At 48.9% G+C, this 9,616-nt stretch carries 11 protein-coding genes; 10 read left to right on the top strand and 1 reads right to left on the bottom strand.

The features are described from left to right. Window positions 1–249 precede the first annotated feature (249 nt). The 7 genes from ABGY95_RS12595 (at window position 250) to ABGY95_RS12565 (ending at window position 5,349) form a co-directional block, all read left to right on the top strand. The gene (locus ABGY95_RS12595; protein ID WP_347442037.1) at window positions 250–600 is read left to right on the top strand and encodes a hypothetical protein; all 351 of its coding nucleotides are present in this window, start codon (window positions 250–252) and stop codon (window positions 598–600) included. 194 nt (window positions 601–794) lie between these two features. Further along, complete coding sequence (locus ABGY95_RS12590; RefSeq protein WP_347442036.1) at window positions 795–1,175, top strand: BlaI/MecI/CopY family transcriptional regulator; 381 nt, start codon at window positions 795–797, stop codon at window positions 1,173–1,175. A gap of 652 nt (window positions 1,176–1,827) precedes the next feature. Beyond that, window positions 1,828–2,178 (top strand): hypothetical protein, encoded by a 351-nt coding sequence (locus ABGY95_RS12585; RefSeq protein WP_347442035.1) that lies wholly within the window; start codon window positions 1,828–1,830, stop codon window positions 2,176–2,178. 45 nt (window positions 2,179–2,223) lie between these two features. Beyond that, window positions 2,224–3,355 (top strand): peptide chain release factor 2 gene (gene prfB, locus ABGY95_RS12580; protein WP_347442034.1). Its coding sequence is split into 2 segments (ribosomal slippage): window positions 2,224–2,301 and window positions 2,303–3,355, totalling 1,131 coding nucleotides; the frame shifts between segments, so codons are not numbered across the junction. 29 nt (window positions 3,356–3,384) lie between these two features. After that, on the top strand, window positions 3,385–3,675 hold the full coding sequence (locus tag ABGY95_RS12575) for a putative quinol monooxygenase (RefSeq protein ID WP_347442033.1): 291 nt from the start codon (window positions 3,385–3,387) through the stop codon (window positions 3,673–3,675). Between the two features lie 3 nt (window positions 3,676–3,678). Further along, entirely contained in the window at window positions 3,679–4,026 is a 348-nt protein-coding gene (locus ABGY95_RS12570) for a histidine triad nucleotide-binding protein (RefSeq protein ID WP_347442032.1), read from the top strand. Window positions 4,027–4,035: 9 nt separating this feature from the next. Further along, a complete protein-coding gene (locus tag ABGY95_RS12565) occupies window positions 4,036–5,349 on the top strand; it encodes a GMC family oxidoreductase (protein WP_347442031.1) in 1,314 nt (437 codons plus the stop codon). A 12-nt stretch (window positions 5,350–5,361) separates the two neighbouring features. Here the strand turns inward: ABGY95_RS12565 and glpK are convergent, their stop codons facing one another. Then, the gene (gene glpK / locus ABGY95_RS12560; RefSeq protein ID WP_347442030.1) at window positions 5,362–6,825 is read right to left on the bottom strand and encodes a glycerol kinase GlpK; all 1,464 of its coding nucleotides are present in this window, start codon (window positions 6,823–6,825) and stop codon (window positions 5,362–5,364) included. A 119-nt stretch (window positions 6,826–6,944) separates the two neighbouring features. On the opposite strand from glpK, the gene ABGY95_RS12555 reads away from it, so the two are divergent. The 3 genes from ABGY95_RS12555 to ABGY95_RS12545 all read left to right on the top strand — a co-directional run. Then, window positions 6,945–7,670 carry an isoprenyl transferase gene (locus tag ABGY95_RS12555; protein ID WP_347442029.1) on the top strand — a complete coding sequence of 242 codons (726 nt, stop codon included), beginning with the start codon at window positions 6,945–6,947 and terminating at the stop codon, window positions 7,668–7,670. Between the two features lie 44 nt (window positions 7,671–7,714). Continuing rightward, window positions 7,715–9,073, top strand: coding sequence for a sigma-54 dependent transcriptional regulator (locus ABGY95_RS12550; protein WP_347442028.1), 1,359 nt, complete (start codon window positions 7,715–7,717; stop codon window positions 9,071–9,073). Between the two features lie 125 nt (window positions 9,074–9,198). Beyond that, window positions 9,199–9,616 (top strand): pyruvate kinase (locus ABGY95_RS12545; RefSeq protein ID WP_347442027.1); only part of this gene is annotated, 418 nt, incomplete at its 3' end.

Raw genomic sequence — 9,616 nt, 5'->3', positions numbered from 1 at the left:
ACCATCACTTCGAGGAAAAGGTAAATTTAAGGAGCAGGTTAAAACTCAAGTCAGGAGTTTGGCTAAGAGGCAGACGAGGATTCAGAAATACTTCAACTCATCAAAAATATCCTATGCTGCCTAATTTTCCGCCCCATTAATATCACCAACAATAAATCTCCCCCCATCTGCATTAAGATTGTTGCCATACCCTCATCCAGATTTCACTCCTCATTCAACTATCCCCCCATACGCGTTCACTTAGTGCGTATGGCCAAGGAGCTCTTTGAAATCTACTCAATCAGATGGAGTGTAGAAATCAGATTCAAGGCCTGGAAGCAATCGCTGAACATGAAGCCGACTTTGAAACGTTACACAAATTACCACCATCTGTGCTGCATAGCGCTTGCAGCATTGATCCAACAGTTAGTGGTGAACCCTATCTTTATGTTAGCAGTTGTGAGTGTCAAAAGAGCTCTGAGCTACGAGAAGGTGAGTGAAGTGATAACTCAGCAACTAGGCACGCTGAGTTTGAGCTGCTTAGCCTCCCCATTGACCCTAGAAGAACTCATGTTTGGATGGATAAAAGATCTCGCAAATCACTCTATGAAAGAATTTTAGCCATTAAGTGAACGCGTATGGGCACCGCGCATGACATTATAGATAACATTCCACGTAACCAAATGAGCTGAAGAAGAGATTTAATTTCCATAAAAGCTAAAACATAGCATTGCATGCATCCCTCAAAATTTCACATGCTACTTTCCTAGCACATTTTTAATTGCAGGATTTTTAGCATTACGTATGCTGACTTTATGAACCGATTGGAACAAGGCCAACTTTCTCGACGTGAGCGGCAGATAATGGACATCATTTACCGTCTAGGTCAGGCCTCAGCGAGGGAAGTACAAGAGAACCTACCCGAGCCTCCTTCCTATTCAGCTGTACGAGCATTACTGGCCACACTCGAAAACAAGGAAATGCTGAAACATGGCAAAGAATCCCGACGTTATATCTACAAGGCTGCAATCAACGAAAATAAAGCGCGTGAATCAGCTATTCACAACCTTTTATCCACTTTCTTTGAGGGCAAGCCACAAAAACTGGTCGCAGCGCTACTCGATGCGGAATCCATACATCTTAGCGCACTAGAGCTCTCTGAAATTCGTAAGCTAGTAGAAAGCAAAGCAGACTAAGATCCCCCCAATGGGAGCCATCCGCATTAGCCTCATTCCCTCAATCAACGCTTATTACATGAGTGTGTGGCCAGGTAAAAAAAAGCCCCGATAGAGCATCTTCTCTCACCACAGAGATGATCATACTTTTACTCATCACCCCTATTTTACTAGCGCTACCTAAATGGCATATTCAGTTAAGTTTTTGGGTACAAAATACTAGCCTTCAAAGTCTTACCACCCAGATTTAATCTATCTGTCTCACTATTGCCCTTAGCCTCTGGTCGATCGGAGCGACTCTCTTTTCCGATCGCGACTAGTTACATGTCAACACACTCAGCAAATGGATTTTTCGTCCGGTTGCTATAGAATCAGCCGACATTCAGCAACTTCTCACAGAAACAACGCGTAAGGCTGGATTACAGAAACAAATAACTCTGCGCTGCACACCAATGGTCACTTCACCAGTAGTTGCAGGGTTCCTTCGACTCACGTTTTTTACTTGAAAACGCTATCACCTAGCACGTCTCGACTCTCCGCATGGTGCTACTCCACGAGCTTGGACACGTGCGCCGTCGTGAACTCTGACTTTCTCATATTGCCCAAGTCAACTGCATCCTCCATTGACGTAACCCTTTTATTTGGCTTCTCCGGAACCCTCTCGGTTATTAATGTGAATTCGCTGTGGGTGCTCAGACAATCACCAATAGTACTGACGCAAAACGCTACATGTCAGCACTACTGCGAAGTAGCCGAGACACTCATCCACAAAACCTCTACTGCACTAGCTATAGCTGACAAAGCATCCCTCCGCAATCGAGTCAACAGCCTCCTCAGCAAAGAGAAATCTCTAGGCCCTTTGATAGTCGGATTGTTGTTAGCCGCCACCGTGAGCAGCACCTTCGCTCTAGCTGTGATCCGCCCCCAATCATCTCCTCTCGATAATCCAGTAAACGGACCGAGCTATTCAGCCGATGAAGTCGAACTTCGCATGAGTGCCTCCCCCTTCCCTGGTGACCTCTAATTCTTCGTCCTTGAATATTCTGCTCTAGCATAGCAGAACCAGTACATGTCTGAACCTTATAACGCTGACCTCCTGGCGGTCGACACAGGCTCTATCCAGAGCCGTCTGTCTGCACTCAGGAGGTACCTTTGACATCCCTACCTTGGATGGTGAGCTTTCAAAAATTGACGCACAGATGGAAGAAGGCTCGTTCTGGGACGACGCCACAAAAGCACAGCAGATTGTCGCCCAAGCCAACACAATCAAACGCAAGCTCTACCCTTTTCTCAAGCTGGAGAAACGCCTTGCTGATCTTATAGAGATCATCGCTTTAGCTAAAGAGTTTGAAGACGCCGATGCTGCACAAGAAGCTGCATCTGAGTTCACTGAGATCGCCAAACAGCTCGAATCCTTCGAGCTACTCATCCTGTTAGATAAACCTAACGATCTTTGTAGCTGCTACGTCACAGTCAATTCTGGAGCTGGTGGCACCGAGGCCTGTGACTGGGCAGCCATGCTTTTACGCATGTACACTCGTTGGGCTGAAAGCAAAAACTACACCGTGAGCTCGGTGGACTACGCTGATGGCGACGGCGCCGGTATCTCTAGCGCAACTATCAAAGTCGACGGTGACTACGCCTATGGTTATTTGAAGAATGAGCGCGGGGTCCACCGCCTCGTGCGCATTTCACCATTTGATTCAGCAGGCAAACGCCACACCTCTTTCTCATCGATCGATGTCACACCTGAGATGAACAACGACATCGAAATCGACGTCAACCCTGCAGACATAGACATCCAAACAGCGCGTTCCGGTGGAGCTGGCGGTCAGAATGTGAACAAGGTCGAAACTGCTGTTATTCTCAAGCACAAGCCTACAGGAATCGTCATTCGCTGCACCCAAGAACGCTCACAACTTCGCAACCGCGAAGTCGCACTAGAGCTACTCAAGGCAAAGCTCTATCAGATAGAGGAGGACAAACAAAAAGACGCCGCCGAGCGTGAATACGGAGAAAAAGGTGATATCGGATGGGGCAGTCAAATCCGCTCCTACGTTTTCCAACCCTACCAAATGGTAAAAGACCTTCGCACTGGCGAAGAAACGACAAACGTCGCAGCCGTCATGGATGGCGACCTCGACGCATTCATTGAAGCCAAACTTAAAGGTAAGAAAAAAGGCGAAACTACCGAAGACTAACAAATAAAACTTACAAACCTAACAACACCATGTCAGACCTCTACGTCAGTGCCTCAATCACTGCAAAGCCAGACTCTATCGAACTCGTCAAAGCCGAGCTTCTTAAATTCATTTCTCCTACACGCGTTGAAACCGGGTGCATCAGATACGATCTCCACCAAGACCGCGAAAAGCCTTCCCACTTCGTATTCTATGAGACATGGACATCTAAGGATGCGCTAGACCAGCACCTCGCATCAGACCACATTCAGGCTGGCCTTTCAGCACTAGAATCACACCTCGAAGGCGTCGTCATTAGCCTACTCAACAAGCTAGCCTAAACCATGTCCGACAAAACAATTTTTGAAATGATCATCGATCGTGAAATCCCTGCAGACATTATCTACGAAGATGACCTCTGTATTTGCTTTCGCGATATTGCCCCTCAAGCACCAGTCCACCTACTCGTTGTACCGAAGAAGCGAATTGTGAGACTTGCCGAGGCTAGCATCGATGACCAAGGCACACTAGGCCACCTGCTGCTAACAGTACAAAAAGTGACAAAGCAAGAAGGTCTCACCGAATCTGGTTTCCGCACAGTGATCAACAATGGCAAAGACGGTGGTGAAGCAGTTCCCCACCTCCACCTACACATCCTAGCCGGCCGCCAGATGCTCTGGCCTCCAGGTTAGGCTGAGAATATGATCCAAAAGAATGACCTATCTTCAATACTCTCCAACGAGCAAGTATTAGACGCTATAGTTGTTGGTAGTGGCCTGGGCGGTGCAACACTCGCCAATGAACTGGCCAAGCGCGGCCAGAAAATCGCCATCCTAGAATGGGGCAATCAGGACCCTCTCGAGGGCACCCTCCAACAGATGATCAAAATTGCTGGAATTCCCGGCAAGGGAGCTTTCCTCAACTCCGACCTGTCACTCGTATTGCGAGGTATCACAGCAGGTGGTTCGTCGGCTATCAATTTTGCTGGATCGACGCCTCCCCCAATACCGTATTTCAAAAAATACGGCATCGACCTCAGCCACGAAATCGAGGCAGTCCGTCAACTGATACCCATTGAAAAACTTCCCGACCATCTTATCGGGCCAATGGCGCACAAGATCATGAGCGCAGCGAAGGAACTCGGTCTAAATTGGCAAAAAATCGACAAGTTCATCTACATGGACAAATGCAGGACCAACTGCGACAAGTGCACTTATGGGTGCCCTTACGACGCAAAATGGAATGCCCGCATGTTTCTCGATCAAGCCATCCAACTGGGAGCTCAACTAACAACCCAAGCCAAAGTCTCGCGCGTGCTATTCGAAGGTGAGCGCGCGGTTGGCGTCGAGTATTCACAAGCCGGAAGAATGAAAGAAATCCGTGCGAAAAAGGTAATCATTGCCGCCGGAGGCATCGGATCTCCACGCATCCTACAAGACTCTGGATTCGACACGGCTGGCCAAGATTATTTCGTTGATCCCGTGATTGCCGTGATGGGTAGCGTCAAAGGACTCAAAGGCGGACGAGAAGTCCCCATGGCCGCAGGCCTACATCTACCCGAAGAAGGAATAATGCTAGCCGACCTCACTTTACCCCGCCCCTTGTTCCAAGCTTTCAGTGCCCAAGCGGGCAGAGTCGATCGTCTACACGCACATTCCAAAACCTTGTGTATCATGGTCAAAATCAAAGACGATTTATCTGGCCGCATCGGTCCTAAATGGATCAATAAAAAGCTCTCTCAGGCTGATAAGCAAAAACTCGACAAAGGCTGTGCTATCGCTGAAACCATTCTCAAACAAGCTGGAGCCAAATGCATCTTCCGCAGTCACCACTTTGCTGCCCACCCTGGGGGAGGTGCTAAAATTGGTGAAATCGTTGATTCCGACCTACAGACCAAATTCAAGGGTCTCTATGTTTGTGACGCCTCAGTCATACCCGAAGCTTGGGGACTACCGCCCAGCCACACAATCATGTGCCTAGCTATGCGTCTTGCAAAACACTTGGCGAAAAGCTAATCATAGGGTTACTCAAGTTTTAGTTTTCTCTACAGCGGAGTCCCACGCAGCACGCATTTGCTTCCTTTTTTCTTCGGAGATTTGAGATTTAAAGCGTTTTTCTTCCTGCCAGATTTCGGCCAATTCTTCCTTGGAATTCCAGAAATCAACAGCCAGTCCTGCTAACGCAGCAGCACCAAAGGCGGTAGTTTCAGTCACCTTGGGACGCACGATCTCGCAGTCCATGAGGTCTGCCTGAATCTGCATCAGCAGATCGCTCGTACTAGCTCCCCCATCTACCCTCAGCTCCTCTAGATTGGTCGAGGCATCGCGCTGCATGCACTCTAGCAATTCAATCGATTGAAAACTAACAGCCTCCAATGCCGCTCTACAAATGTGTGCCTTGGTCGTCCCTCGGCTCAGGCCGGTGATTAAGCCCCGAGCGAAAGGGTCCCAGTGAGGGGCTCCGAGCCCAGCAAGAGCGGGAACGATGACTACTCCGCCAGAGTCATCAACAGTGGCAGCTAGAGCATCCAGCTCTTTCACATCGTCAAAAATCTGCAAGCCATCTCGCAACCATTGGAACAGTGAGCCCCCAACAAAAACCGATCCTTCAAGAGCGTACTCACGCACTCCATTGATTTGCAGCGCGATGGTTGAGAGCAATTGATTATTGGATCGGACTACTCGATCACCCGTATTGAGCAACAGGAAACAACCCGTTCCGTAGGTATTTTTAGCTAAACCTGGCGTGTAGCATGCCTGCCCAAAAAGCGCGGCCTGCTGGTCACCAGCAATACCAGCAATGGGAACTCCACGCCATTCACCTACCACACCACTGCTATCGACAATTTTTGGTAATATGGCCCGAGGGATCATGAACTTCTCTAGCAGAGCGTCATCCCATTCTCCTGTATGAATATTACACAACAAAGTCCTACTAGCATTCGTCGCATCCGTCACGTGCTGCTTACCATCGGTGAGTTTCCAGATCAACCAACTATCCATAGTCCCCATAAAGAGCTCGCCAGCTTCTGCTCTCCCTCGAGCCCCCTCAACATTATCGAGAATCCATTGTACCTTTGTCGCTGAGAAATATGGATCGATTTTCAGACCTGTTACTGAGCGAATGGCTGGTTCGAATCCAGCATCGTTCAACTGCCTACATTGATCCGCCGTTCTCCTATCTTGCCAGACAATGGCATTCATCAATGGAACTCCAGTCCTCCTATCCCACACCACCACTGTCTCACGCTGATTGGTGATCCCAATGGCTGCAATGTCAGCCTCAGTGAGCTTGGCTTGCTGCAACACATCTAACATCGTCTGCTGCTGGGTTCGCCAAATCTCATCAGCATCATGCTCGACCCAGCCTGACTGCGGGAAATGTTGAGCAAACTCCTTCTGACTACTCGCAACAATCTCTCCTTGATGATTAAAAAGTATCGAGCGGGAGCTTGTCGTCCCTTGGTCTAGTGAAAGCACAAATCGAGGCATAAGCAGCATACTACAAACACTTTTAAGACCATGACAAGGACACGCTGAAATTCATCACAGAGAAAATCGTGCTCACACTTGCAATCTCATCCACAACCATGCAAAACTCACCCCACCGAATGAGTAAGAACCAAATAGCCTCCGAGCTCAGCGCTCCAAAACACATCGCCATTATTATGGACGGCAATGGCCGCTGGGCGAACCAGCGTGGTTTACCAAGGATTGCGGGCCACAGAGCTGGTGCCGAATCAGTCCGTCGCACCGTCGAAGGCTGCAAGAACCTCGGCATCAAGCACCTCACACTTTATGCCTTTTCTTCAGAAAACTGGAAGCGGCCAGAGTCCGAGATCAAAGCTCTCATGCAATTGCTGGAGCGCTTTCTGAAAGAAAAGACAAAGGAAATGATGGCACATAATGTGCGACTCAATGCGATTGGTCGTACCGACATGCTCCCCAAAAAAACGTGCGCTCAGCTAAACAAGGCGATTGAGAAGACTGCTAACAACACAGCTCTCACCCTAAACCTCGCACTATCCTACGGCTCGCGAGAGGAAATTGTAGACGCCGCAAAATTGATCGCAGAAAAGGTAGCAGCAGGAAAACTCTCCGTCGATGACATCGACAACAGCACCATTTCTAGCCACCTCTATACTGCTGGTCAGCCAGATCCTGATCTACTTATCCGCACGTCTGGTGAATTCCGCCTCTCTAACTTCTTGCTATGGCAGCTCAGTTATTCAGAAATAGTCATCCTTGACAAATTCTGGCCAGACTTTGCTGAAAGCGACCTCTACGACGCTGTCACACATTTTCATAGCCGCCAACGTCGATTTGGAGCAATTTAACCCCCTTGGCAGCTACAGAAGTAACTGCTGAGGCCCACCAAACTATGTCTTCCGAAGCCACAGCCGAACGCACTCTCCTCCTTGTCGATCCAGATCTCGATTACCTTGACTGGGCTACTAAACAGCTTGAAGCTGAAGGCATCCGCATCCTCCGTTGCGATAATGCCAACAATGCTCAGAAAATCTGTGAGAAAACGACGGTCGATCTAGTCATAGCAGACATCGTACTCACTCCGATTGATGGAATTGAACTACTAGGACAGCTTAAAGCGTCCTACCCAGAGATCATTGTTATTATAACTGCTAGTTTTCCCGGCACGGCTCAAGTGGTCAAAGCCACCCAACAAGGCGCTCACGACATACTACGTAAGGAATCCCTCGTTTTTGAACTTCGCAGTGTTGTTGAAAGCGCCTGGCAGGTCATAGAGGGGCGCCGTACTGCTGGCGAACACAAACAGGTCATCCCTGAGGCCGGCGGACGCCTGCAGGTCATTGGTATATCTAGGGCATTCCAAGATATTTTCAAAACTGTCGGTCGCGTCGCCCGCACCGATGCTCCAGTTCTCATCTACGGTGAAAGTGGCACAGGTAAAGAGCTCGTGGCAAATGCGGTACACGAGTATAGTCCGCGTCGACAAAATGAAATGGTCGCGCTTAACTGCGGCGCCATCCCTGAAAACCTGCTAGAAAGCGAACTCTTCGGCCACGAAAAAGGCTCCTTCACAGGAGCAGCAGCCAAACGTGCAGGCCGCTTCGAACAATGTGATAACGGCACACTCTTTCTTGACGAGATCGGCGATATGCCACTCCCAGTCCAAGTAAAACTCTTGCGTGTGCTACAAGAAGGTACGTTCTCACGCGTCGGTGGCAACGATGTACTCTCAAGCGATGTTAGAATTGTGGCCGCCACGAATAAAGATCTAGCCCAAGAAGTCAGAGAAGGACGATTCCGCGAAGATCTCTACTATCGTCTCAATGTGGTAGAACTCCGGATACCTCCACTACGTGACCGACTTGAGGACATCCCGCTGTTAGCCGAATTCTTCCTCAGAAAGATCACCAAGAAAAATGGCATGGCTCGGATCCGCCTATCAGGTGAGGCCATCGCAGTACTACAAGAACACAAATGGCCAGGCAATGTCCGTGAGTTAGAAAATACAATGGCACGAGCCACTGCACTCGCCACCTCGGATGTACTATTGGCCCACGACATTCCAATCGGGAAAACTCTGCGTTCTAACAATGGGATCACACAACTTTTTGACCAACTTTTTAACTTCTCTGAAGAAAACTATGACATCAATCTGTACGACGAGCTCATACGCTACAGCCTGAAACGCAGTGGTGAAGACAAAGACCTTGCAGCAAAACTACTAGGAATAGACGAATTCCCGACAAGTTAGAACAACCGTTGGCAACAATCTAAACCTGAGGCTTGCCACCTCATAAAAAAGGATTACCATCGCGCCTTCTCGGCAAGAAACCCGCAACTTAGACTCTTTCTCAGCTGCACAACTAATTCACCACAATGTTCCGAAAAACTAGTATCATTTCAACACTTGGGCCAGCAACTTTCTCATCCGAAGCTATTGCTGAACTCATCGACGCTGGCGTCAACGTCTTCCGCATGAACATGAGCCACGCTCAGCACGATAAGTGCCGCGAGCTCGTTAAAATCATCCGCGAAATTTCTGAAAACCGCCAAAAGCACGTCGGCATCCTGTTTGACCTTCAAGGACCATCCATCCGTACAGGAGACCTCGACGAACCGTTCATCCTCAAGGCTGGCGACACATTCGAAATCCGCCGCCAGTCCGCACCAGCAACCATACCGTTCTCCACAACAGTGAACTACGAAGGCATGATGGACGACGTTTCTGCTGGAGCAACGCTCGTAGTAGACAACGGCACAATGCTCATGCGCATTAAGGAGAAGAACGCAGACA

The organism is Rubritalea sp. (genome assembly GCF_039830215.1).
In the GTDB taxonomy this organism is placed as follows: Bacteria; Verrucomicrobiota; Verrucomicrobiia; order Verrucomicrobiales; family Akkermansiaceae; genus Rubritalea.
The sequence above is the reverse complement of the archived record's forward strand: the minus strand, read 5'-3'. Positions and strand labels throughout refer to the sequence as shown.